Origin of the sequence: Stenotrophomonas ginsengisoli (assembly GCF_001431485.1) — a bacterium.
GTDB lineage: Bacteria > Pseudomonadota > Gammaproteobacteria > Xanthomonadales > Xanthomonadaceae > Stenotrophomonas > Stenotrophomonas ginsengisoli.
Window position 1 is genome coordinate 13093 of the sequence record NZ_LDJM01000012.1, and the last position, 21995, is coordinate 35087.

Sequence of the window (21995 nt, forward strand, 5' to 3'; positions counted from 1 at the left end):
GTTCCCACTCGTTCAGTTTCACTGACTCCCCTGTTAGACGAGGGGAGTCCCACAGCGCCGGCCACCTCAGACATGTGCACCCCCGCCGAAATACACAGAGCGGGACGCACCACAGACGCAGATCACGCGGTACGTACGACGCCCACGCAGCAGCCAATTCCAGTAGCGCACGCGGCCCACGGCACGCTCGGAATCGTCGCCGTAACGGCACTTACGCTCCCAAGCGCCATCACCGATGCGCTGCTCAATTTCGTAGGAAACAGCCGGGAACGGCTGTAGGGATGCCGCGACCTGGGCATCCAGCGAGAAGCCCGGCACGGTTTCCACCGGCTGAGTGAAGCGGGCCAGTACTTGGTCCCGGCTGACGAACAGCTTGGGGTTGCGGGTCATACACGCCCCCACTGATCAGCCATGGCAGACGCAATCCCCTGGAAGGTGCGGCTACGCTCTTTCCAGCGGTTCGGGCCGGGAGGCATACGATGCACCCGATTCTCACGACCTGAGACAACATCGGTCGGGGTGAGCAGCGGCAGGCCTTTCAACCAGAGGCAAGTTGCCTTGGTTTCGCCGTGGCCGAACTGCCAGGGCTGGATGACCTGCGAAGGCTTTGCGATGCGGCTGGAAATGACAGAAACAGGGTTTTCAAGCGCGATCCGAGGAATGGGCGCATCAAGAAGACGGCGCACGAAGTCCAGGGCATCGGCCTGTTCCTGCTGCTTTTCCTTGAACCAGCGGGCACCGGAAACAGCCAGATGGGTGCACGGCGGATGTGCAATGAGCAGGTCCCAACCGTCACCGATCACATCGAATACGTCGCCCTGGTAATGCGGGCCTGCAACCTCAGTGGGAAGGAGATCGCAGGACATGGCGTCATGTCCAAGGGCACGGAAGGCATCACGCACACGCCCGGAGTACTCACAAGCAACGAGGACGCGCATCACTGGACACCCCCGATGCGGTAGCGCATGCGTGCAGCAGTGACCATCTGAATTGCGCGGAGGTCGGAGCGGAGCCGGTCGGCTCGACGCTCAGAAAGAATTCGGACGATTCGGGCAATGCCCAGGGCGACCAGCCCGCAGGACAGCGACAGCAGCAACATCCCCATTGCCATGTTCGTGTTCTCCACCCCCTACCCTGACCCCACCGCACCGACCGGGGATGAGGCCGGGGGTGGGTGTACGCAGCCTGCGTACGGGTGACGTTGTACGCTGGGTGAGTACTGATAGTCAACAGGGTGCGTACTCAATGGACGTTAATTTTCTCCTTGACAAGTGCAAGGAAGTATGCGGGGTGCGTACAGAAGTGGAGCTGGCAGGACGGCTTGGAGTGAGCAAGCAAGCGCTATCCGGCTACAGGCATGGCAGCAGATCGCCAGACCCTGTTGTGTGCGCAACCATAGCCGGATTGAGCGGTATCCCTCTTGCGAAAGTGCTTGGGATAGTCGGCGAAGCCAGGGCGATCAGCAGGGAAGAAAAGGCCGTCTGGCGCAAGTTGGCAGCTATGGCCTGCGCGGCATTATGCGCTGTGGGCCTGTCTGGATTTCCCCAAGAATCAAAGGCTTATGGATTCGAGCCGCAGGGGGAAATGTATATTATGTCATTCGCCAAGGGTGCAGCCTCGCGCAGCTTTCGGCGGCTAGAAGGTCAAGGTCGTCCTCGACTGTTCGGCCGTTCCGGCTGACGGATATGACAACGATGCGTGGAGCGTATCCGTAGGGGCTGTGCCCCTACACCCCCACTGCCCGGCTGGCTATCATGCGGCTGACGACAGCATGCAGGGGGATGCATGGACAACGCAGTCGTATGACTTGCCCGAACGAGGCACGCCCTCATTGAGTACCCACATATCACCAAATCCCTAAAGTGCCGACGCGACGAATGATGTAGAACGCGCTGCCCACGCCTACGACTGCCATTGCAGCATCGATCTTGAACACCGTGATGAACCACGAGATTGACGGCCCGGCTTGCCCAAGCAACGACTGCAAATCGTTGCCGGTTCGGTCCGTGGACCTTGGCTACCGTGCGCCATCGCGTTGCCGTGCTGTCCACCGCGCACCGACTTAAGCAGGTGGCCAATCCCTGTGAGCAGCCCGCTATTCGGACCGTGCTCAGTCGCGCGCCGCGGGCCGCGGTCAAGCGCGGTGAGCGCCCGCGCAAGAAGACCGCCATCACCCTGCCCGAGCTGGAGGCGATGCTGGCCACCTGCGATGACAGTCTGGAAGGGATCCGGGACCGCGCCCTGCTCTGCTTCGGATTTGCCAGCGGTGGGCGCCGGCGCAGCGAGATCGCCGCGGCCGATCTGCGCGACCTGCGCCGGATCGGCGAGGCGGACTATATCTACCGGCTGGAGCACAGCAAGACCCAGCAGGCCGGGGTTACGGCCTGCTCGACCCCGGACAAGCCGGTGCTGGATCGGGCCGCCCTCGCCCTGCAGGACTGGCTGGAGGGGGCCGGCATCACCGAGGGGGCGATTTTCCGGCGGTTGTGGAAACAGCGCGTCGGCCCTGCCCTGTCCCCGGCCGCAGTGGGCGAGATCGTACAGCGACGGGCACGCCTGGCCGGGCTGGAGGGGGATTTTGGTGGGCACAGCCTGCGGTCGGGGTTCGTGACCGAGGCCAGCCGCCAGGGGGTGGCGTTGCCGGCGATCATGCAGCTGACCGAACACCGAACAGCCCTGCTACTGAAGGTGGGGGGGCGTCGATTCCACACCAAGCCAACCGACAAACATTTATCGCTTCAAATCACGTTCCGGTGCCAATACATGGATAACCTTTCCGGTGGCGTCCAGGAATTCGATGGCGCCGTGTCCCTCCTCCGTCACAGTGATCCGTACTCTGGGCTGGTTGTCGCCATCTGCAAGGGCGATTGCCGGCGTGCCATCGGAGCCGACACTCAGCTTGATGCGCGTGGGAGTGTTTACGCCAGGTATGAGTCGATTGCCAATACCCGGCTCGCGGATCAGTGCGGGAGCTTGATTGATGACGAACATCACCGAGCCATCCGGCGAAACGCGCCAGCCCGCTGCATCCATCGCCGGGTGGTCCAGAGCTAGTACAGCAGTGGTCCCGCCCGGCGTATCTGCAACGCCGAAGCCGCCGCGCTCACTCCCCTCAGCGTCGTACAGGATCATCCCGGCGACACCGAAGGCGCGCTTGTACTGAATGCCGTCGATGATTGGTGGTGGTGTTTTGGCTGAAAGCGTCATCCGGATGATGCCGTCATCACCTACGATATCTATTCGCTTTGCAGTTATGCGTTCATGGTCGATCATATCGACGCGTACCTGCGGAGTGTCGTCGAGGATGATGCTCTTTATCGTTTCTAGCGAAGGCCGCTTCACCTCTTTCAACGCTTCGGCGTGAAGCGTCGGCGGGATGCACAACAACGAAATAGCATGTAAAGCCCCATACGTGGCGGCAAGTCTGGACATGTAAAACCTCATTCATTAGGGAGGGGATTGGGCTGCGGCCGAGCATTGGCCGCGCCGCACGATCCCGCACTGGAAGATGCTCATCCTGACTACGGCAATCGCACGCGATCGACCAACTGCCCCAAGGATGCCAGCACCGCTTGTAGTGCATTGCCCGTGGCCTCATCGATCAATTGGCCTGAACTATCAAATAGCCGGGCCGCATCGCTGATAAAGAGTGCCGGCTTCGGCATGATCATGCACTCGGTCGCATGTAGTGTCTGACGCAGTGCATGCTGCGCGAGGCGGGTTCCCCAGCGCCCAGATGTCACCCCCATGATGGCAACCGGCTTTCCAGCCAGCACGTTCTCGGGCGCGTTCCTGGACACCCAATCGATCGCGTTTTTAAGAACCCCTGGCAACGACTGGTTGTATTCAGGAGTTGCAAACAGCAGACCGTCGGCGGTGCTGACTTCGCGTCGAAGGCGCATGACCGCATCGGGCGCGCCGCCGGCTTCCTGTTCCAGATCCTCGTTGAACATTGGAATCGCGCCCAGGTCACGAAAGATGCTCACGGTCATGTCGGGGGGTGTAAACGCGGTAGCGGCTTCGAGCAATAGCTGATTCCACGAGGACCGGCGAAGGCTGCCTGCGATGGCCAAGATCCGTTTGCCGGGCAGCACCGCCGGGGGGCGATCAATGGGCGCGTACACGTCATGATGCATTACTGAATCTCCTTGAAGGGAACCGGGTATATCACCAGGTCCGGATTGCGATTACCGATGTGACATGTCAACCGGAACGAGCACAAGCATCAGTGCCGATACGAAGAGCAGCGCGCCCATCAACCGATCAATCCAGTTGCGTGCCGCGTGTGTGTCCAAGTAGCGCATCATCAGGATGCCCATCGCGCACCAGAGCGCCAGGCAAAGCGCGGGGATCACCGTGAACAGCGCTGCCAGCATTAGAGAAGTCTGGAGGTGGGCGGCGCCGTTTCCTACGGCAGCGGTTACAGTCAGTACTAGCACCCAGCCCTTTGGATTGAGAAACTGGAAGCCGAACAAGGCCATGGCGCTGTTGGGCCGGACACTGGTTTCAGCAGGCAGCGACCTGCCTGATGCGGCGAACGTTCCCACGATCAGGCGGGCCCCCATCCAGCACAGATACGCGGCGCCGGCGATGGTGATTACGGTATATAGGCGCGGCTGGGCTTGGAATGCGACGCTGGCGCCAGCCGTCACCAGCGCCCACATGGCCAACCCACCGGCGACGACACCGGCCATCGCTGGCAGCGCGCTCATGAACCCGGATCGCGCGGCGATGCGCATGACCAGCAGATTGTTGGGACCAGGAGTGATGGTGGCGACCGCGATTAGACCTGCACCGATCAAGAGAGCACTCATCGGTCTGGCTCTCCACGTTGAAGCGTCAAAGGATCGATCTCAACCTCCTGTCCAGAGGCAAGCGCCACCCGCGCTGGCCCGAAGCGCTCGCGACCGTGTGCAGCCGACCAGTCTGCGTCGGGTACTGCGGCGATGATGCCGAACGGATTGAGGTTTCGATCGTGCCGGTAATAACCTTCGCGGATCGCGTCCAGGTCAATCGTGGCCGCGACACCGCACCATGAGTACAGGTCTCTCGCGTATGCCCAAAGGTGCGGATAGTCAATCAATCGACGGCGTGTGCATTTGAAGTGGCCGTGATAGATAGCGTCGAACCGGACCAGCGTCGGGAACAGTCGCCAGTCCGTCTCCGTGGTGATCGGACCGAACAGATAGCGTGCGTTCGCAAGGCGCCGTTCCAATCGGTCGAGCGTGGCGAACACGCTCTCAACTGCCTCTTCGTAGGCATCCTGTCGTTGTGCGAACCCGGCGCGATAGACGGCGTTGAAAAGCCCGACCTGGAGCTCAGCGTTGAGGGCATCGATCTGGTCGCGGAACGCTGGCGGAGTGAGCGTGAAGGCGGACGCGGCCCCTGTATCGGCCGCGTCGAGCGCGCGGATAATGCGGGCTGATTCATTGCTGACGATTTTGCAGGCGTGGCTGTCCCAGAGCACCGGCATTGTTGCCCTGCCGGTGTAACGGGGCGCCGACAGACGATAGAGCTCATGTAGGTGCCGGATCCGCAAGGCCAACCCCGGGACGGCCCATGGCGCACCGCCGGCGACCGCGTAGCCCTGCGTCCGCTCGCCGCCAGCGATCTGCACCGGCACAGCGCTTTCCAGCCGCTTGAGCGCACGCACCAGCAGGGTGCGATGCGACCACGGGCAACTTGACGAGGCGATGAGCCAATAGCGGCCTGGTTGCGCGCGCAGCCGTTCTGCAACGTCGCCGATATCTTCGCAGAACACACTATCTGGTCTTACGAAGCGACCATCGACAATTGTCGAATCGGCGTCCACCCAGTGACCATCGACCAGCATTCCCATGTTTCTTCCCGCATTGGCGTGAGCCTGATGCGGAATTGTGTATCGCCAGGATGGTCTCGGTAGCGCAACTAATGGTCTATTATCGAGTCCATTATGAAGATGCCACTCAATGCACTTCGTGCGTTCGCCACGGTCTACGCCCACGGCGGGATTCGCTCGGCCGCGCGCGAGCTAGACATCGTTCACTCATCGGTGAGCCGCCACCTCGCGGAACTGGAAGCCTGGCTCGGCGTGCGCTTGATCAGCGACGCCGCAGGCCGGCGCGGTATCACATTCACGCCCCAGGGCGAGACGTTGGGCCGAGTCGCGATGGCGGGCTTCCGCGATATCGAACGCGCGGTCACCGCAGTGCAGGAGTCACGATCTGGGCGTTCGGTGACCATATCGACCGCTCCATCGTTCGCGGCGCGCTGGTTGCTTCCGCGCCTGCCGCGGCTCGAACAATCGCATCCGCACCTCGAAGTGTCCGTGGTCGTAGATCAGAAGATCGACAATCTGCAGACCGGCGACATCGACCTGGCGATCCGCATGGGCCGCGGACCTTGGCCCGACGTGCATTGCGAACCGTTCATGGACGAAATCCTATATCCAGTCATGAGCCCTGCGCGGTTCGAAGCGTCCGGCCAGCCCACGCAGCCTTCCGATCTTCTCGGCGCGCGGCTAGTGCACGACCGTGATCCGCATGCGTCGTGGGAGGCATGGCGACAGTTACATGGCCCTGCGTCGCTGGATGTGTCGGCCGGCCCCCGCTTCTCATCCTCGGACCTCGTGCTTCGGGCTGCGGTGCAGGGTCAGGGCGTCGCGCTGGCGCGTCATCGGCTTGCACTCGATGACATCGCCTCGGGCGCACTCGTAAGACCGATTAAAAATGCTGTTGTAGCGCTCGAAGCAGCGTACTGGATCGTGCTTCCACTGCACCGCAATGTGCGCAGTGGGGCATCGACGGTCATCACCTGGCTGAAGGAACAGGCCACGTACAGTGACACGGTGATTTGAACACCGAGCATCCTGGTTGCTGGTGCCAACTTTCTGGTCTGAAGGAAAGATATCTTCTGCTCCTGGAATCGGAACTGTCCAACGGGGAGCGACCTCGCTGAAGACAACGGATGGGCTCCTGCGGTCGAAGACCCGCAACGCCATACCCCGCGGGCTATCTGGTTGGGAGTACCGATGGTCGAGCACTGCAGTGTTGGCGATTGACGATGTCCGCTTTGGGTCGCATGACGCTCTGCGCCCTACCTAATGCCGGGCTGCCCAATGTCGTGAGGATCAACACGCCACTGAAAAGCCATGATCGTCGGAACGTTCGCGCCTCCAAAGCTTTTATGAACTTTACGCCGGCTGGGCGGCAAGCCACGACCAGCCGGCACACCACCTATCGCGGCACTGCCTCCTCCATATAAGCATCGAGGAATTCGGCCGAAGGCGGTATCGGCGTAATGACGTCTATCAGGGTTCCGGCGGGATCTTGCGTGATGAAGTGTCGCTGCCCAAAAGCCTCATCCCTGAGTTCGCACAGCATCGGAAGCCCCTGCGCCAGCAACCTCGCGTGGACGGCATTCACATCCTCTACCTCGAAGTTCAGCAGCATCCCATTTGCTGTCCGACCTCGGAATCCCTGGGGAACTGATTCGTGCCCCCCATTGAGGATGGCTAGGTTTATCGCCGGCTCATCAACTGATTGCAGGTGTACGTACCAGTCCGCCGTGAACAGCGGCTTGAATCCGAAGTGCATCTGATAGAACGCCGCCACGGCGGCGACATCGCTGACCATAAGGACTGGATAGAACTGGGAGATCTTCATCACTTGCCTCCTGTGGCAAATACATACATTGTGTACGCACCTTGCTAAGTAACATACAGGCTGCATGCATGCAAATAAGGCGGAGCAATGCTGATCGTCGACAGGAAACCCGGGGCAGCCTATTGACTGCCGCCCGTGTCCTTTTCCTTGAGAATGGGTACGCGGCTACTGCAACACCGGAACTGGTGGAACGGGCCGGCGTGACCCGTGGTGCGCTGTATCACCATTTCAAGGACAAGCTGGCAGTCTTCCAGGGGGTGGTGGAGCAGGAAGCAGCAGATGTCGCCGCCGAAATCGCGAGGGGTTCAGTCAACGCAAAGTCCCCCCTTGATGCTCTGCTAAAGGGCGCGCATGCCTACTTCATGGCCATGCGTGTACCCGGCCGGGTGCGCCTGTTGCTGCTGGACGGCCCTGCCGTGCTCGGCCCGAAGGAAATGCGGCGCATCGACCTCGAAGCCGGTGGCCATGAACTTCGTGCCGGGATCCAGGATGCCGTCGGCGCACGACTCGATCCGGCACAAGTCAATGCACTGGGCGATCTTGTCTCGGCGATGTTCGACCGCGCCGCACTCGCCTGCGACGCTGACCATGAGACACGTACATATGAAGAAGCTCTTGTCCGATTGCTCACAGCGCTACTTAAGTAGAAAGAGTCTGCTTCGCTGTTGGGGATGTAGTTGGATCTGTGATGACCCACTGAAAACCTGCTCAGGCGTTAGTTTTCCCGACGGAGACACCGATGAGCGAAATGATTGAAGAAGAGATCAAGCGCTGGATGGCCCGGCGCAAGTCGGCGCTGGTCCTTGAAATCATCCAAGGCAAGACGACGGTGGCGGCGGCCAGCCAACCGTCAATTCGATCTGACCCCGGCCGAGATCGAAAGCTGGGTCGAGGATGGCAAACGCCGGATGGAGAACGCACTGCGGGCCAAGCCGGAGGATGTGCGCGAGCAATACGAGCGCCAGCTCAAGGACCTGCAGGAAGCGTACGGCGAGGCCATGTTGGAGATCCGCGCCCGAAAAAGTTGGCCTCCCTGCTGGGAAAGGACGAGAGCTGATGCGCTCGATCCAGCAGGGTCTGTAGGAAGAAGGCCTGACAGTACCAATGACCAAGCTATGCCACTGGTTTTGGGGTAGCCCGTCGCACGACGTACTACAAGCCCACCCCAGCGCCAGCAAAGGTCAACGCCGAACTGGCTGAGCCAATCAAGGAGATAACCGAGGCAGAGCCATCGTTTGGCTATCGCAAGGTGGCCGCGTTGATAGGAATGAACAAGAACACGGTCCAGCGGCTGCTTGGTCTCATGTAGCGAGACTCCCTGGAGCTGCGCCGCGCAGGTTTCGCGTCAAGGCAGAAAGCCGACACCACCGGCACGAAACGCGCAGCTTTCGGCGGCCAGAAGGTCAAGGTGTCATCGTTGACCTGGCCAACTGGCACGAGCAACGGTTCGGCCGATCCGGCTGACGGATATGACAACGGGGCCGAAAGGCCACGCTGGGATTGCGTGTGCTGCATGGGCGCCGCGCCTCTAGACCCAGGATCACTTGCACGCGTCATAGACCTGGTTGTCCCAGAATCGGGACTGTTCGAACGTGCGCCGGGTGCCGAGCTGCTCGTAAGCGGCAGCACGCCGAGCCTTGGCACTGTCACAAGCGGACTGATTACGGGATACGCCGATGGAAGCACCCGTTGCCCGGGACGGAGCCCGGTAGCCGCTGCGCTGCTCGCGGGCGCGCCTATCCATCTCCTGCTGGGTGTACTGGTTCTGACGCTGGATTGCCGGGTCGATGACCTCTGGTGGCGCGTGCCAGACCCGATCTGCCGCGCCAGCGCATGGCTCGGACTGATAAGACACCGACTTGCCCTGCGTGCACTTGTAGACGTGCTGGGCTTGAGCTGCTGGCGCAATGCAAAGCAGCAACATGACAACGAATCGTTCCATGATCCCCCCCTGTTATGGCGAGACTATCAGATCAGACTGCCAAGGTTGGGTCTGCCCACCTCTAGTCCGTATAGTCCCGCGAGCGCGGAAAGACACCGGTAGTCAGTGATGAAGCCGAGCAATCCGATGGCCAATCACACTGAGGCCTCACCCTTGTCGCAGGCCTCAGTGTTCTTTGATCCCGGCACATCGCTCCATGGATTGCGTCCCGGCACTGGTCAACTCGGCAGCAACCAGTTACCACCCTCGCCCATTGCTCAAATGTTGCGTGGATAAAGCTGCTGCCACGGCTCTCAGAAAGACCGGCACACAAAAAGGGCCGCACGCTGGCGGCCCTTTCATGCGATGCGATTGCGCCGGGGCGGCAATCAGGTCCCGGTGAACGGTACCACGCGGATTTCAACACGACGGTTGGCAGCACGGCCGGCATCGGTGTTGTTGTCGGCAATCGGGTAACGCTTGCCAGCGCCCAAGGTCTCGATGCGGGCGCTCTGCACACCCTGGCCACGCAGGTAGTTGGCCACCGCGTCAGCACGCTCCTTGGAGATACGGTCATTCACGGCATCGGTACCGATCGAATCGGTATGGCCGACCACTTCGATCATGGTCTGGTTGTATTCGCTCAGGGTCGAGGCCACACCGTTGAGGGCACCGTAGAACTGCGGCTTCAGGGTGGTCTTGTTGAAATCGAAGGTGATGCCGTCCGGCAGGCTCAGGGTGATGTTGTCGCCCTGGCGATCCACTTCGATACCGGTGTTGGCAGTGCGCTCACGCAGTGCGCGCTCCTGACGGTCCTGGTACTGGCCGATGGCCGCGCCACCCAGGGCACCAATACCGGCACCGACCATGGCGTGCTGGCGACGCTCGGTAGCGCTGTCGCCGGACAGCAGGCCGGCCAGGACACCCAGGCCGGCGCCGATGGCGGCATTGCGGCCGGTCTTGTTCTGCTGCTGGGTCTGGTTGCCGCTGGCATCGCTGTAGGTGTACGAGCCGCCGGTGGTGGCGCAAGCCGAGAGCACGGCGGCGCTTGCCAGGGCCAAGGTGATGTTGCGAATTGCAGTATTCATGTGCGCTCCACGGGCCTCGGCCCTTTCAGTCAGGCAGCCAGAATAATCATGTAGGTGAAATCGTCCAGTGATGATCAGGAAACGCTCAGGCGCCCGTTCATATTTCTCCGGGCGAAATTATGAATGGGCGGTGGCCTGATACGCCGACAGGGCCTGCGCCCTGCCCGCCGCCAGGTCCACGATGGGTTGGCGCGGATAACCCGCAACACCCCCGTGCAGCCACGGCGCGAATCGCCCGGTCACTGGCAGGCGGTCCAGTTCAGGCACCCAGTGGCTGATGTAACGCGCCTGCGGATCAAACTTCTGCGCCTGGGTCACCGGGTTGAAGATGCGGAAATACGGCGCAGCATCCACCCCGGTGCCGGCAATCCACTGCCAGCCCAGGCTGTTGTTGGCCAGATCGGCATCAACCAGCGTGTCCCAGAACCAACGTGCGCCGTGCAGCCAGTGCAGGCGCATGTGCTTGCACAGCCAGCTGCCCACGATCATCCGCACCCGGTTGTGCATCCAGCCGGTGTGCCAGAGCTCGCGCATGCCGGCATCCACAATCGGCACCCCGGTGCGGCCCTGCTGCCAGGCCTGCAGGAAATCCTGCTCTGCCGGGTTCCAGGCCATGCGCTGGAAACGCGGGTTCAGATCTGTCTGGCTGCTGTGTGGGAAATGATGCAGGGTGTAATGGCCAAAATCGCGCCACGCCAATTGGCGGATATAGCCTGCTGCATCGGCCTCAGCATGCGAATTACGTAATTCACTGACTGAATTCGCAATTCGCCAGGGGGCAATTTCACCAAAATGCAGGTGCGGCGACAGCAGTGAGGTACCGGTCCGGTCCGGCAGATCCCGCTGCCCCAGATAGCCGGCCAAAGCACCATCGGTGAAGGTTTCCAGTGCTTCCATGGCCCCCGCCTCACCGGGCTGGAAACGCTCCCAGAATCCGCGGTCCCAGCCCAAGGACGGGGCCAGCCCCAGGGACTCAAGCGCACAGTGCAGGCCGGCCGGCAGTTCCAATGCCGGCACTGCGGGCAAGAAGTCCGGCGCGGTCATCGACACTGGCAAACGCAACTGTGCTGACAGCGCCTTCCAGTACGGGGTGAATACCTTGTACGGCGTGCCCTGCCCGGTCATCAGCTGCCAAGGCTCGGCCAGCAGGCGGCCATTGAAGCTGCGCACCTGGCAGCCGGTGTCACGCAGCACCTGTTTGATGCCGGTATCGCGGCTGCTGATGGCCGGCTCGTAACGACGGTTCCAGTACACCGCTTGCGCGCCGCTTGCAGCAAGCAGTGCCTGCAGGCAGGCAAGACTGCTGCCGCGCAGGATCAGCAGGTCACTGCCGCGCTGGCGCAACTCAGCCTGCAGTGCAGCCAGTGAGCGTGCCAACCAGGCATTGGATGCTGCCCCGGGCACCCATGCCCCCTCCTCTTCCGGCGCATGGATGTAGACCGGTAATGGCCGCAGCCCGGCATCCAGTGCGGCCTGCAAGGCCGGGTTGTCGGCCAGGCGCAGGTCGCGCCGGAACCAGATGATTGCAGTCGGTGCGTGAGACATTGCGCTGATCAAGCCTGAGGGGCGGGCACGGCAGGCCATGTTAACTTCAAGCCAGGACAACCACATAGGACGTGCTGATCTACTCGTCCTTGCCCTTGCACTTGCCCTGCCATTGAACGCCGTCGGCAACCCCTACATCGCAGCAGCAGCCAGGCAATCGGTACAGTTCATCGACAATGCCCGCGCCGAGCTGGCGCCGGGCGGCTGGAACGGGCGGCTGGAGTTTCCCGGGATTTATTGCGTGCAATTTGACAAGCCGGACCAGGCTGCGAGTGTAACCACCTCCCTGCTGGCTGACGGCACCATCGCCCTGGCACGCGTTGAGTAGCCACCGCAGCTGACTGCTTACGTAACCAGTTCCATCATGCCCGCGGGACGGGATGCGGAGCAGGAGCATCAGCGGCAACTGGCACGCGTGGAAAACGCCGCCATTGATCTGCGCCATTATTCCGCGGCCACCACCAGCACGATGGGGCCGGTGGTCGCTGAGTTTTTCACCAATGTCGCCCCGCGCGGTCCGGCAGAGGCCCTGTTTCCGCTACAGCGCAATTTCTACGACAGCGAAAAGTCACTGACAGTTGCCCAGGCACACAGTTTCAGCCAACCGCCGCAGCGGTACGAGGTGGCGGTACTGGCCGTACTGGAGCCGGATGCCAGCCCACAACGCATCGGCCAGGTGCGCAATCAGGTGGAACAAGCGGTTCTGCAACTGCAGTTCTCGCTGCAGCAATGCACCGCCAGCCTGTAGGCCGACTGAGCAGCCGTGCTTACTCGAACGAACCGACCGAGTCGTGGGCCAGGTTGTCAAAGCGGGTGTACTCGCCGAAGAACTTCAGCTTGCACGAGCCGGTCGGGCCACCACGGTGCTTGCCGATGATGATCTCGGCCAGGCCCTTGTCCGGCGAGGTTTCCTTGTTGTAGTAATCGTCGCGGTAGATGAATACGATCATGTCCGCGTCCTGCTCGATAGCGCCGGATTCGCGCAGGTCGGCCATCACCGGGCGCTTGTCGGTACGCGTTTCCAGCGAGCGGTTGAGCTGGGACAGGGCAATCACCGGCACGTTCAACTCCTTGGCCAGGCCCTTGAGCGATCGCGAAATCTCCGAAATTTCGGTGGCGCGGTTCTCGCTGTTGCCCGGCACGCTCATCAGCTGCAGGTAGTCGATCACGATCAGGCCCAGGTCGTGCTCGCGCTTGAGCCGGCGGCACTTGGAACGCAGCACTTCCGGCGATACACCCGGGGTGTCGTCGATGAAGATCTTGGTTTCCTTGAGCATCTTGATCGCGCCGGTCACGCGCGCCCAGTCCTCGTCCTCGAGCTGGCCGGTACGCAGGCGCGAGGCATTGATGCGGCCGTTGGAGGAAATCAGGCGCATCGCCAGCTGCGAGGCACTCATTTCCATCGAGAACACGGCCACCCCCTTCTTCGACTTGATCGCCGCATATTCGGCGATGTTCAGCGCGAAGGTGGTCTTGCCCATGGCCGGACGCGCGGCCAGGATGATCAGGTCGGTCGGCTGCAGGCCGGCGGTCATCGCATCGAAATCGTTGTAACCGGTAGGCAGGCCGGTGATGTTGCCGCCGTTTTCAAAGCGGTTGCGCAGCTCCTCGAAGGCATCCTTCAGCGCGCCGGGCATGGCCACAAAGTCGGTACGCCCCTTGGCACCCTGCTCGGCAATGGCGAACACGCTCTTTTCCGCCGTGGCCAGCAACTCACCGCTGTCACGCCCCTCGGGCTGGAAGCCGGAGTCGACAATGTCGGTGCCGACCTGGATCAGCTGGCGCAGCACCGCCTTGTCACGCACGATCTCGGCGTAGGCCACGATATTGGCTGCCGACGGCGTGGTGGTGGCCAGTTCGACCAGATAGGCGCCGTCCTCGACCATTCCCAGCTTGCCCTGGCTGGAGAACCATTCCCCCAGGGTCACCGCATCGAAGGGCTGCCCGCGCTCGCACAGGTCACGGATCGCGGTATAGATCTGCTGGTGGTCGCGGCGGTAGAAATCTTCGGCGGTGAGCTGTTCGTTGACCCGGTCATAGGCTTCCGGGGCCAGCATCAAGCCACCCAGCACCGCCTGTTCGGCTTCCACCGAATGCGGCGGCACCCGCAGCTGGTCGATGCGCTGGTCGTTGCCACGTTCATTACGGGGGAAGCGATCAGAGCGGGATCCGGTACGGGACATGCGGTGGGATTTCCTGGCAGAAGCAATGGGAGGCACGGCCAGAGGTGGTGGTGCCTCCGGCTGCTCTCAAGACCGGCCCACGCAGGCGCCGGTCGGCCGGTCATTATCGCCCAAAGCCCGGCGCGGCGCTTGCCGGGCCTCCGGAGACCGATCAGGCCTGTGGGCGCTGCACCAGGGTCAGCAGCTTGTCCACGAAACCGCCCAGGAATTTTTCCGTGGACGGATTGGTGATCTGCCCATCGTCGGTGATCAGTGCATCGTCCAGCTTCAGGAACACCTCCGGCTGACGCACCAGATCCACATCCAGGTGGTTGAGCACGTTGCGCAGGTGCTGCTGCGCCATCGCCGTACCGGTGGCACCGGGGGATGCACCGCAGATCGCACCGGCCTTGCCTGCCCACACGCTCTGCCCGTAGGGACGCGAACCGATGTCGATGGCGTTCTTCAGCACACCGGGGATGGAGCGGTTGTACTCGGGCGAGACAAACAACAGGCCGTCAGCCTGGCGTACCTGCTCGCGAAACGCACTCACCGTTGCGGTGGGGCTGGCGTCCTGGTCCTGGTTGTAGTGCGGCAGCGTCGCCAGGTCGGCCCAGGTTATCGTTGCACGATCGGCCACCAGCACGGCCAGAGCCTTGGCCAGGCGCCGGTTGATCGATGCACTGCGCAGGCTGCCGACGATGATCAGGATGTTCGGGTTTGACATGCTGCAAGCTCCTTCCAAGGGTGGCGGGCATTGTCCGGCGGCCGGTCACAAGCCGGGGTGACGGGCATCGCGGACGTGTTGACGGCACTGCTGCCAGTGCTCCAGCCAGCTCTGGAACATCAGCACACCCCACAGATGGGTATGCCATTTGCGCTGGCCAGCCTTGAACTGGCGCCAGATCGCACTGATCGCCGCGGCATCGAAGTAGCCCTCGCGCTGCAGGCGCTGTTGATCGAGCAAGGCATCGGCCCAGGGCTGCAAGGCCCCGCCCAGCCATTGCGAGACCGGCGCACCGAAACCACGTTTGGGGCGGTAGACCATGCCCTGCGGCAGGTAGCGGCACAACACCTGCTTGAGCAGGGCCTTGGACTGCCGGCCGTCATGCTTGAAGCTCAGCGGCATCGACCAGGCCAGCTGCGCCAGACGCCAGTCCAGCAGCGGTGCACGTGCCTCCAGGCCCACGGCCATGCTGGTGCGGTCCACCTTGACCAGCAGGTCGTCGGGAAGATAGCAGGCGAAATCGGCCAGCATCATCGCATCGGCCGGTGTTCCGGCGCCGTGCAGCGGATCGGCCTGCTGGTAGATGCTGTCCAGTGCATCGGCGCCGGCCCCGCGCACCACGGCCAGCGGGTCGCGCCAGCGCTGCACCCGGTGCCGGTAGACATCGCCGATACCGAAGGCATCCAGTTCGGCGCGTACCGCGGCCAGGCCACCGGTACGCCCGGCTTCGCCCACACCACCGCCAAGCTGGCGGCGCAGCCGCGCCGGCACCTTGCGCAGCATCGACCAGTTGCGCAGGGCACGGCTGTAGCGCAGGTAGCCGAAGAACAGTTCATCGCCGCCATCACCACTCAAGGCCACGGTGACCTCGCTGCGCGCCAGGCGTGCCACCAGGGCGGTAGGCACCTGCGAGGCATCGGCGAACGGCTCATCGAACATGGCCGGCAGTTGCGGCACCACGGCCAGGGCATCGGCGCCGTCGACATACAGCTCGGTGTGCTCGGTGCCCAGATGATCGGCCACCGCACTGGCCAGCGGCGCTTCGTCATGGCTGGAGCCGGAAAAACCGATGCTGAAGCTACGCACCCGCCCCTGGCCGCGCACCTGCATCATCGAGGCCACAAGGGCCGAATCGGTGCCACCGGACAGGAACACCCCCACCGGCACATCGGCCACGCTGCGCAGGTCCACCGCATCGCGCAGCAGGTTGTCCACCGCCTCTACGCCCTGCTCGAAGCTGCCGGTAAACGGGTTGGCCAGGGCCTGCTGCATGGCCGCGCTGGCCGACCAGAAAGGCTGCTGCGCCAGACGCGGCCGGTGCCCGGCGGGGCCGGCCTGCACGGCAGCGGCATCCAGCCACAGCACACAGCCGGGCATCAGCTTCCAGCAGTGCTGATGGATGCTGTGCGGGGCGGGGATGTAATCGAGCTGCAGCAGCTGGGCCAGCGCATCTGGATTGACCGGGTTGTCGAAGTCCGGGTGCTGCCACAGGGCCTTGAGTTCGGAGCCGAACACCAGGCTGGACCCGGCCCAGCCGTAATACAGCGGCTTCTTGCCGACCCGGTCGCGGGCCAGGGCCAGGCGTTGCTGCTGGCTGTCCCACAGGGCGATGGCGAACATGCCATTGCTGCGCTCCAGGGTGGCCTGCAGCCCCCACTGGACAATGGCCGCCAGCAGCACCTCGGTATCGGAGTGGCCGGCGAACTGATGCCCGAGCCCCAGCAGCTCCTGGCGCAGGGACTGGAAGTTGTAGATCTCGCCGTTGTAGGCCAACTGGTAGCGGCCATCGCGGCTGGCCATGGGCTGGTGCCCCAGCGGGGACAGATCATGGATGCTCAGGCGGCGGTGGGACAACACCAGTCCCTGCCCTGCATCCACCCACACGCCGGCATCGTCCGGGCCGCGATGGGCGATCGCATCGCCCATCTGCTGCCCCAGGCGCGCCAGTTGCGCCTGATCACATCCCGGGGCCGGTGCCCACAGCCCTGCCAATCCACACATGCCTTACATCCAATGGCCAGAGGCCACTTGCTACTGGAGGCAGGCATTGTGACCGGATTTGCCGGCAACTGCCCGCATTGGCGGCCCCGCAATGGTGCGATGCACTTACTGGATCGCGCCCGGCACCTGGCCATCGACCAGGGTCAGCTGGTCACCCTGCGGGCGCTGCGGCAGGCGCACCTGGTGCTCGGCACCGTCCAGGCGGTAGGTCACATCGTAGGCAGTCACTTCACTGTCGGCATCCAGCACGATGGTCTGGCCCGGCTTGCTGTCCATGCGACGGGTGGCCACGATGCCATCCGGGGTACGGTAGGTGACGTCATAACCGACAACCTTGTCTTCGCTCACCGGCACATCGGTGGTCTGGCACTGGCGCTCGGTGCGCTCGGTGACACGGCCGCCGACATGGCGCTTGTCGACCTGGTTGCCGATCACGCCACCGGCCACGGCACCGGCCACGGTCGCGGCCTTGCGGCCATTGCCACCACCGATCTGGTTGCCGACCAGGCCGCCGATGACCGCACCGGCCACGGTGCCACCGACATTGCCATCACGTTCGGCCGCGCGCTCCTGCACCACCACGTCCTGGCACTGCTGTTCCTGGCGGGTGCTGTTGACCGTCTGCACCACCGCCGTGCTCTCGGTCACGGTCGCAGTGATCTGGCGTGCCTTGCGCACTGGCGACACCGCCACCACATCGGCCTGGGTCAGCTCGGCCCCGGCCGGCAACGAGGCGGGGTCGACGCCGTCAACCGCATCGCTCAGGCCGGTGCTGGTGCCGGCCAGGTCAGCCTGCTTGCTGGCACCGCCGGCAAGAAAGGCGGCGGTGGCAATGCCCCCGACCAGCAAGGCGCCGCCGACGGCCAGAATCATGGTGTTCTTGTTGCTCATACTCATCCAACCTTAACAAGCGAAATCCAGACTGCCGATTGCAACATGAATAAACTGAACTGACGCCAGAAATTTGGCGCATTTGTGGATGGAATCACAGCTGCTCTGGCCGCATAGTGCCCCCACCCTCCCCATTTAGAGTTTTCCGGCATGCCAAACGTGTTCTCCCTGGGCCTGCTCAGCTGGGCGGGCAAGCTGCGCTTCCCGACCCTGTTCGCCCTGACCGGCATCCTGTTCCTGGTCACCTTGCTGATACCCGACCCGATCCCCTTGCTCGATGAGGTGCTGTTCGGCCTGGGCACCCTGCTGCTGGCCAACTGGAAAAAGCGCAAGCCGCCGGTGGACCCGGTCATTGACGCCAAGCGTTGAGCCATGCTGGATCTGGTCGACTCACACTGCCATCTGGATGACCCGCGCTTTGCTCCCGATCGGCAGGCGGTGATTGCGCGCGCGCGCCAGGCCGGGGTCGGGCAGATTGTCGTGCCGGCCACCACGGCAGCGCGCTGGCCCGACGTGCGTGCGGCTTGCCGGCAACAGCCCGGCATCCACCCGGCCTACGGCCTGCACCCGATGTTCCTGGAAGCGCACCGGCAGGCGCACGTCACCGCGCTGGAGCAGGTGCTTGCCGATGGCGATGCGGTTGCCATCGGCGAGTGTGGGCTGGATTTCAGCTCCCCGGCATGGGATCCGGTCCAGCAGCAGTATTACTTCGATGCCCAGGTCGATCTGGCCCGGCAGACGGGCCTGCCGCTGATCATCCATGCGCGCAAGGCGGTGGAGGCGGTGATCCTGGCCCTCAAACGTGCCGGCGGCGTGGCCGCGGTGGTGCACAGCTATTCGGGCAGCATCGAGCAGGCCCGTCAGCTGGCCGATCTGGGCGTGCATGTGAGTATCGGCGGGCCGATGACCCACGCCCGTGCCAATCGCCTGCACAAACTGGTGGCCGCCCTGCCCGACTGGCAGCTGCTGCTGGAAACCGACGCCCCCGACCAGCCTGACGCCTGCTGCCAGGGCCAGCGCAACGAGCCGGCGCGCCTGGCCACCATCTGCGAATTTGCTGCCGGCTTGCGCCAGACCAGCCCGGCAGCACTGGCCAGCCTGACCAGTGCCAATGCGCGCCGCCTGTTCGGCTTGCCGGCTGCCGCTTAAGCGGTCTTTTTCGGGGTAATCAGCATCTCGATGGCCTTGCCCACCGCGGCAAAGGCAAACGCACCGGTGATGTGGGTGGCCGCGCCCAGGCCGCCACCGCAATCCAGGTTCAAGGCACCATCCGGGCCCAGCTCCGGGCGGATGCCGCAGACGCTGCCATCGGCCTGCGGGTATTTCACATTCTCCAGCGAATACACCGAGGGGATGCCGAAATAGCGCTTGGGGTTGGCCGGGAAGTTGAACTCGCTGCGCAGCTTCTTGCGGATCAGGGCCAGCATCGCATCATGTTCGGTGCGCGACAGGTCGCGCACCCGCACCTGGGTCGGGTCGGTACGCCCACCGGCCGCGCCGATGGTGAGCAGGGGGATCTTGCGCCGGCGGCACCAGGCAATGGCCTCGACCTTGACCCGGAAGCTGTCACAGGCATCGATCACCAGGTCAAAGCCCTGGCCCAGCAACTGCTCCTGGTTGGACGGGGTCAGGAAGGACTCCACCACATCAACCTGGCACAGCGGGTTGATGGCCCGGCAACGCTCGGCCATCAGCTGCGCCTTGTTGCGCCCGTAAGCGCCTTCCAGTGCCGGCAGCTGACGGTTGGTGTTGGACACACAGACATCGTCGGCATCGATCAGGGTCAACTGACCCACCGCGGTACGCGCCAGCGCCTCGACAATCCAGGAGCCCACGCCCCCCATGCCAACCACTGCCACCTTGCAGGCAGCCAGACGCTGGACCGTGCCAGCCCCGTACAACCGGTCGATGCCGGCAAAGCGTTCGCGCAAAATCTCGTTCATCGATCTATTTTAACGTGCCGATGTCGGCCTGCCGCAGTACCATCGGCGCACATTCACGGAGACCCTGCCATGGCCGACGCCACCACCCCGAAAAAGACCCCTTCCGCTGCCTCGCGCTACCTGTTCGTGCTGATCTTCGGCCTGGTGCTGGGGATCATTGCCACGGTGATGATCATGCGTGCCTGGCAGGAGCGGCAGGATCCCTACCCGGGCGCCTTGATGACCATCATGGCCAAGCAGAGCGCCGCGCTGCGCCAGGCCCAGGAACAGAACCGCTGCACCCCGGCCGACGTGCTGCAGCCGCTGCAGACCCTGCGCGCCCTGACCAATGACATCGATGCCGCCTTCCCGGACCTGAAGGGCGATGCCCAGTTCCAGAAGCATGCCTCGGACCTGCGCTCGACCTTGAACACCGCCCTGCAGGCGCCGCCGTCCAATTGCCAGGACCTGGCCAAGCTGACCCAGACCATCGGCCAGACCTGCAGCGGTTGCCACCAGGTCTTCAAGCCCTGACAGACAAATTCGCCCTGCATTCATCTGCTTGTCGACACCATGCAGCCATCCCCCCTGCACCGCTTTGCCAAGGAGTCATCATGAAGCTCTCCGTATTCTTTCCGGCCGCCCTGGCGGCAGTCGCCCTGGCCGGCTGTGCCAGCGGTGGTGGCTACAACAGCGGCTACGGCAACAGTGGTTATGGCAACAACGGTGGCTACAGCAGCCAGGTCTGCAATGACTGCGGCACGGTGACCCGGATCATGGTGCTCGACTCCGGCCGTAGCGCCCCGACCGCCACCGGCGCGGTGCTGGGCGGGCTGGTGGGTGCGGTGGCCGCGCATGAAATTGCCGACCACACCGGCGGCAGCCGTGGCAACAAGAATGTGGCCGCCGTGGCCGGTGCCGCCGCAGGCGCCGTGGCCGGCAACCGCATCCAGCAGAACACCACCGGTGCCAGCTATGACGTCACCGTGCGCATGGACGATGGCCGCGTGGTAGTGGTCAACCAGAAGTCGGTGGAAGGCTTTGGCCAGAACAGCCAGGTACGCGTGGTCAACGGCCGCGTCGTCCCGCGCTGATCGATCAAGCACACAGGCAAACAAACAAGGCCCGCAATGCGGGCCTTGTTTTTGCAAGCATCCGGGTATGTCAGGCCGGCTGCACAGCGTCAGCCTGCAGGCCCTTCTGGCCCTGGACCACGGTGAAGGAAACCTTCTGGCCTTCCTTCAGGCTCTTGAAGCCCTGGATCTGGATGGCGCGGAAGTGCACAAACACGTCTTCGCCATTCTCGCGGCTGATGAAGCCAAAACCCTTGGCATCATTGAACCACTTCACCGTCCCCGTCTCACGATCTGCCATCTCTCTCTCTCCAACTTCCAGTATTAAGCGAACAAGTGTTGTAGATACATCGACTGCGGCTTACTGCAAGGAGGAATCGATCGTGCAGTTCGGTATTCCGGCCCCCACCCGGGTCGTGTGAAACGCCCCGACCAAGCCCAGCGCCAAAAAATTAACAGCGCTAAATTCAAAAAGCAATAATTTCGATCACAATCTGTCAACCCCCTTTGGGCATAACCAGGTTCCATCATGGATACTTCGTTCATCTTCTATCTGATTGCCGGCCTGCTGGTCCTGGTGGGCATTGCCGGCGTGGTACTGCCCGCCCTGCCGGGCGTGCCGCTGGTGTTTGCCGGCCTGCTGCTGGCCGCCTGGGTCGATGGCTTTGCCCATGTCGGCTGGGTCGCCCTGGTGGTACTGGGCGTGCTGACGATCCTGTCGATCGTGGTCGATGTGGCGTCCTCGGCACTGGGAGCCAAGGGGCTGGGAGCCAGCCGTCTGGCCATGGCCGGCGCGCTGCTGGGCAGCCTGCTGGGCCTGCTGTTCCTGCCGTGGGGGGTGTTGATCGGGCCATTTGTGGGCGCGTTGGCCGGTGAATACCTGCACAGCCGGCGTCTGGGCCTGGCCACCAAGGTTGGCCTGGCGACCTTCCTGGGCCTGGTGATTGCGGTGGCACTCAAGCTGGGCCTGGTCATGGCCATGCTCGGCATCTTTGCCCTGGCCTGGTGGCTGTAAGGCCACC

General features: G+C 63.2%; 25 protein-coding genes and 2 pseudogenes. 11 read left to right on the plus strand and 16 right to left on the minus strand.

Features of this window, described 5'->3' with window-relative positions; all coding sequences use genetic code 11:
• Window positions 1-66: 66 nt before the first annotated feature.
• From ABB30_RS04945 to ABB30_RS16480, 3 genes are all read right to left on the minus strand, one after another.
• Window positions 67-390 (minus strand): hypothetical protein, encoded by a 324-nt coding sequence (locus ABB30_RS04945; protein WP_057637204.1) that lies wholly within the window; start codon window positions 388-390, stop codon window positions 67-69.
• A complete protein-coding gene (locus ABB30_RS04950) occupies window positions 387-866 on the minus strand; it encodes a hypothetical protein (RefSeq protein ID WP_211263450.1) in 480 nt (159 codons plus the stop codon). Before ABB30_RS04950 ends, ABB30_RS04945 begins: the two co-directional genes overlap by 4 nt.
• A gap of 71 nt (window positions 867-937) precedes the next feature.
• Window positions 938-1111: a hypothetical protein gene (locus tag ABB30_RS16480; RefSeq protein ID WP_161808837.1), complete on the minus strand. Its 174-nt coding sequence runs from the start codon at window positions 1109-1111 to the stop codon at window positions 938-940.
• A gap of 887 nt (window positions 1112-1998) precedes the next feature.
• On the opposite strand from ABB30_RS16480, the pseudogene ABB30_RS04955 reads away from it, so the two are divergent.
• Window positions 1999-2673, plus strand: a pseudogene (locus ABB30_RS04955) (site-specific integrase); the annotation flags it as partial.
• 848 nt (window positions 2674-3521) lie between these two features.
• Here the strand turns inward: ABB30_RS04955 and ABB30_RS04960 are convergent.
• From ABB30_RS04960 to ABB30_RS04970, 3 genes are read right to left on the minus strand one after another with little or no spacing between them, the layout of a single operon-like run.
• Window positions 3522-4136, minus strand: coding sequence for an NADPH-dependent FMN reductase (locus ABB30_RS04960; RefSeq protein ID WP_057637206.1), 615 nt, complete (start codon window positions 4134-4136; stop codon window positions 3522-3524).
• Window positions 4137-4187: 51 nt separating this feature from the next.
• Window positions 4188-4814: a LysE family translocator gene (locus ABB30_RS04965; protein ID WP_057637207.1), complete on the minus strand. Its 627-nt coding sequence runs from the start codon at window positions 4812-4814 to the stop codon at window positions 4188-4190.
• On the minus strand, window positions 4811-5839 hold the full coding sequence (locus ABB30_RS04970) for a glutathione S-transferase family protein (RefSeq protein ID WP_057637208.1): 1029 nt from the start codon (window positions 5837-5839) through the stop codon (window positions 4811-4813). Before ABB30_RS04970 ends, ABB30_RS04965 begins: the two co-directional genes overlap by 4 nt.
• A gap of 93 nt (window positions 5840-5932) precedes the next feature.
• Between ABB30_RS04970 and ABB30_RS04975 the strand changes: the two genes are divergently transcribed.
• Window positions 5933-6835: a LysR substrate-binding domain-containing protein gene (locus ABB30_RS04975; RefSeq protein ID WP_057637209.1), complete on the plus strand. Its 903-nt coding sequence runs from the start codon at window positions 5933-5935 to the stop codon at window positions 6833-6835.
• Between the two features lie 379 nt (window positions 6836-7214).
• Here the strand turns inward: ABB30_RS04975 and ABB30_RS04980 are convergent, their stop codons facing one another.
• Window positions 7215-7643, minus strand: coding sequence for a VOC family protein (locus tag ABB30_RS04980; protein WP_057637210.1), 429 nt, complete (start codon window positions 7641-7643; stop codon window positions 7215-7217).
• 122 nt (window positions 7644-7765) lie between these two features.
• Here ABB30_RS04980 and ABB30_RS04985 point away from each other — a divergent pair, with 122 nt between their 5' ends.
• Both ABB30_RS04985 and ABB30_RS15670 read left to right on the plus strand, forming a co-directional pair.
• Complete coding sequence (locus ABB30_RS04985) at window positions 7766-8290, plus strand: TetR/AcrR family transcriptional regulator (protein ID WP_211263451.1); 525 nt, start codon at window positions 7766-7768, stop codon at window positions 8288-8290.
• A gap of 92 nt (window positions 8291-8382) precedes the next feature.
• A pseudogene (locus ABB30_RS15670) lies at window positions 8383-8700 on the plus strand (DUF1153 domain-containing protein).
• Between the two features lie 483 nt (window positions 8701-9183).
• Here ABB30_RS15670 and ABB30_RS04990 read toward each other — a convergent pair.
• From ABB30_RS04990 to ABB30_RS05000, 3 genes are all read right to left on the minus strand, one after another.
• Window positions 9184-9585 (minus strand): hypothetical protein, encoded by a 402-nt coding sequence (locus ABB30_RS04990; RefSeq protein ID WP_152980578.1) that lies wholly within the window; start codon window positions 9583-9585, stop codon window positions 9184-9186.
• Between the two features lie 368 nt (window positions 9586-9953).
• Window positions 9954-10652, minus strand: coding sequence for a YiaD family glycine zipper/OmpA-like lipoprotein (locus tag ABB30_RS04995; protein ID WP_057637213.1), 699 nt, complete (start codon window positions 10650-10652; stop codon window positions 9954-9956).
• Window positions 10653-10769: 117 nt separating this feature from the next.
• Window positions 10770-12197, minus strand: coding sequence for a cryptochrome/photolyase family protein (locus ABB30_RS05000; RefSeq protein ID WP_057637214.1), 1428 nt, complete (start codon window positions 12195-12197; stop codon window positions 10770-10772).
• Window positions 12198-12234: 37 nt separating this feature from the next.
• Between ABB30_RS05000 and ABB30_RS05005 the strand changes: the two genes are divergently transcribed.
• A complete protein-coding gene (locus tag ABB30_RS05005; protein WP_152980579.1) occupies window positions 12235-12525 on the plus strand; it encodes a hypothetical protein in 291 nt (96 codons plus the stop codon).
• 36 nt (window positions 12526-12561) lie between these two features.
• Entirely contained in the window at window positions 12562-12945 is a 384-nt protein-coding gene (locus ABB30_RS05010) for a hypothetical protein (RefSeq protein WP_057637216.1), read from the plus strand.
• 19 nt (window positions 12946-12964) lie between these two features.
• On the opposite strand, the gene ABB30_RS05015 is transcribed toward ABB30_RS05010, so the two are convergent.
• The 4 genes from ABB30_RS05015 to ABB30_RS05030 form a co-directional block, all read right to left on the minus strand.
• A complete protein-coding gene (locus ABB30_RS05015) occupies window positions 12965-14380 on the minus strand; it encodes a replicative DNA helicase (protein WP_057637217.1) in 1416 nt (471 codons plus the stop codon).
• 151 nt (window positions 14381-14531) lie between these two features.
• Window positions 14532-15086, minus strand: a complete 555-nt coding sequence (locus tag ABB30_RS05020) for an NADPH-dependent FMN reductase (protein ID WP_057637218.1) — start codon at window positions 15084-15086, stop codon at window positions 14532-14534.
• A gap of 45 nt (window positions 15087-15131) precedes the next feature.
• Window positions 15132-17087, minus strand: a complete 1956-nt coding sequence (asnB, locus tag ABB30_RS05025; protein ID WP_057637219.1) for an asparagine synthase (glutamine-hydrolyzing) — start codon at window positions 17085-17087, stop codon at window positions 15132-15134.
• A gap of 105 nt (window positions 17088-17192) precedes the next feature.
• Window positions 17193-17978, minus strand: a complete 786-nt coding sequence (locus ABB30_RS05030; protein ID WP_057637220.1) for a glycine zipper 2TM domain-containing protein — start codon at window positions 17976-17978, stop codon at window positions 17193-17195.
• Window positions 17979-18128: 150 nt separating this feature from the next.
• Here ABB30_RS05030 and ABB30_RS05035 point away from each other — a divergent pair, with 150 nt between their 5' ends.
• Window positions 18129-18347 (plus strand): DUF6116 family protein, encoded by a 219-nt coding sequence (locus tag ABB30_RS05035; protein WP_057637221.1) that lies wholly within the window; start codon window positions 18129-18131, stop codon window positions 18345-18347.
• A gap of 6 nt (window positions 18348-18353) precedes the next feature.
• On the plus strand, window positions 18354-19127 hold the full coding sequence (locus ABB30_RS05040; protein ID WP_057637333.1) for a TatD family hydrolase: 774 nt from the start codon (window positions 18354-18356) through the stop codon (window positions 19125-19127).
• Here ABB30_RS05040 and ABB30_RS05045 read toward each other — a convergent pair.
• Complete coding sequence (locus ABB30_RS05045) at window positions 19124-19921, minus strand: tRNA threonylcarbamoyladenosine dehydratase (protein ID WP_057637222.1); 798 nt, start codon at window positions 19919-19921, stop codon at window positions 19124-19126. The two genes, ABB30_RS05040 and ABB30_RS05045, sit on opposite strands and share 4 nt — an antisense overlap.
• A 69-nt stretch (window positions 19922-19990) precedes the next feature.
• On the opposite strand from ABB30_RS05045, the gene ABB30_RS05050 reads away from it, so the two are divergent.
• Both ABB30_RS05050 and ABB30_RS05055 read left to right on the plus strand, forming a co-directional pair.
• Entirely contained in the window at window positions 19991-20434 is a 444-nt protein-coding gene (locus ABB30_RS05050) for a hypothetical protein (protein ID WP_057637223.1), read from the plus strand.
• Window positions 20435-20514: 80 nt separating this feature from the next.
• On the plus strand, window positions 20515-20994 hold the full coding sequence (locus ABB30_RS05055; protein WP_057637224.1) for a glycine zipper 2TM domain-containing protein: 480 nt from the start codon (window positions 20515-20517) through the stop codon (window positions 20992-20994).
• 70 nt (window positions 20995-21064) lie between these two features.
• Here the strand turns inward: ABB30_RS05055 and ABB30_RS05060 are convergent, their stop codons facing one another.
• The gene (locus tag ABB30_RS05060) at window positions 21065-21274 is read right to left on the minus strand and encodes a cold-shock protein (protein WP_057637225.1); all 210 of its coding nucleotides are present in this window, start codon (window positions 21272-21274) and stop codon (window positions 21065-21067) included.
• 228 nt (window positions 21275-21502) lie between these two features.
• Between ABB30_RS05060 and ABB30_RS05065 the strand changes: the two genes are divergently transcribed.
• Window positions 21503-21988, plus strand: coding sequence for a DUF456 domain-containing protein (locus ABB30_RS05065; RefSeq protein ID WP_057637226.1), 486 nt, complete (start codon window positions 21503-21505; stop codon window positions 21986-21988).
• Window positions 21989-21995: the final 7 nt, after the last annotated feature.

Excerpts from the sequence above, each read along its gene's own strand:
- ABB30_RS04980 (WP_057637210.1), bottom strand. The coding sequence starts at position 7,643 with ATGAAGATCTCCCAGTTCTATCCAGTCCTTATGGTCAGCGATGTCGCC.
- ABB30_RS04970 (WP_057637208.1), bottom strand. The coding sequence starts at position 5,839 with ATGGGAATGCTGGTCGATGGTCACTGGGTGGACGCCGATTCGACAATT.
- asnB (WP_057637219.1), bottom strand. The coding sequence starts at position 17,087 with ATGTGTGGATTGGCAGGGCTGTGGGCACCGGCCCCGGGATGTGATCAG.
- ABB30_RS05065 (WP_057637226.1), top strand. The coding sequence starts at position 21,503 with ATGGATACTTCGTTCATCTTCTATCTGATTGCCGGCCTGCTGGTCCTG.
- ABB30_RS05020 (WP_057637218.1), bottom strand. The coding sequence starts at position 15,086 with ATGTCAAACCCGAACATCCTGATCATCGTCGGCAGCCTGCGCAGTGCA.
- ABB30_RS04945 (WP_057637204.1), bottom strand. The coding sequence starts at position 390 with ATGACCCGCAACCCCAAGCTGTTCGTCAGCCGGGACCAAGTACTGGCC.
- ABB30_RS05050 (WP_057637223.1), top strand. The coding sequence starts at position 19,991 with ATGGCCGACGCCACCACCCCGAAAAAGACCCCTTCCGCTGCCTCGCGC.
- ABB30_RS04960 (WP_057637206.1), bottom strand. The coding sequence starts at position 4,136 with ATGCATCATGACGTGTACGCGCCCATTGATCGCCCCCCGGCGGTGCTG.
- ABB30_RS05035 (WP_057637221.1), top strand. The coding sequence starts at position 18,129 with ATGCCAAACGTGTTCTCCCTGGGCCTGCTCAGCTGGGCGGGCAAGCTG.
- ABB30_RS04965 (WP_057637207.1), bottom strand. The coding sequence starts at position 4,814 with ATGAGTGCTCTCTTGATCGGTGCAGGTCTAATCGCGGTCGCCACCATC.
- ABB30_RS05005 (WP_152980579.1), top strand. The coding sequence starts at position 12,235 with ATGTTAACTTCAAGCCAGGACAACCACATAGGACGTGCTGATCTACTC.
- ABB30_RS04950 (WP_211263450.1), bottom strand. The coding sequence starts at position 866 with ATGTCCTGCGATCTCCTTCCCACTGAGGTTGCAGGCCCGCATTACCAG.
- ABB30_RS05015 (WP_057637217.1), bottom strand. The coding sequence starts at position 14,380 with ATGTCCCGTACCGGATCCCGCTCTGATCGCTTCCCCCGTAATGAACGT.
- ABB30_RS05030 (WP_057637220.1), bottom strand. The coding sequence starts at position 17,978 with ATGAGCAACAAGAACACCATGATTCTGGCCGTCGGCGGCGCCTTGCTG.
- ABB30_RS05060 (WP_057637225.1), bottom strand. The coding sequence starts at position 21,274 with ATGGCAGATCGTGAGACGGGGACGGTGAAGTGGTTCAATGATGCCAAG.
- ABB30_RS05045 (WP_057637222.1), bottom strand. The coding sequence starts at position 19,921 with ATGAACGAGATTTTGCGCGAACGCTTTGCCGGCATCGACCGGTTGTAC.
- ABB30_RS16480 (WP_161808837.1), bottom strand. The coding sequence starts at position 1,111 with ATGGCAATGGGGATGTTGCTGCTGTCGCTGTCCTGCGGGCTGGTCGCC.
- ABB30_RS04975 (WP_057637209.1), top strand. The coding sequence starts at position 5,933 with ATGAAGATGCCACTCAATGCACTTCGTGCGTTCGCCACGGTCTACGCC.
- ABB30_RS04990 (WP_152980578.1), bottom strand. The coding sequence starts at position 9,585 with ATGGAACGATTCGTTGTCATGTTGCTGCTTTGCATTGCGCCAGCAGCT.
- ABB30_RS05010 (WP_057637216.1), top strand. The coding sequence starts at position 12,562 with ATGCCCGCGGGACGGGATGCGGAGCAGGAGCATCAGCGGCAACTGGCA.
- ABB30_RS05055 (WP_057637224.1), top strand. The coding sequence starts at position 20,515 with ATGAAGCTCTCCGTATTCTTTCCGGCCGCCCTGGCGGCAGTCGCCCTG.
- ABB30_RS05000 (WP_057637214.1), bottom strand. The coding sequence starts at position 12,197 with ATGTCTCACGCACCGACTGCAATCATCTGGTTCCGGCGCGACCTGCGC.
- ABB30_RS04995 (WP_057637213.1), bottom strand. The coding sequence starts at position 10,652 with ATGAATACTGCAATTCGCAACATCACCTTGGCCCTGGCAAGCGCCGCC.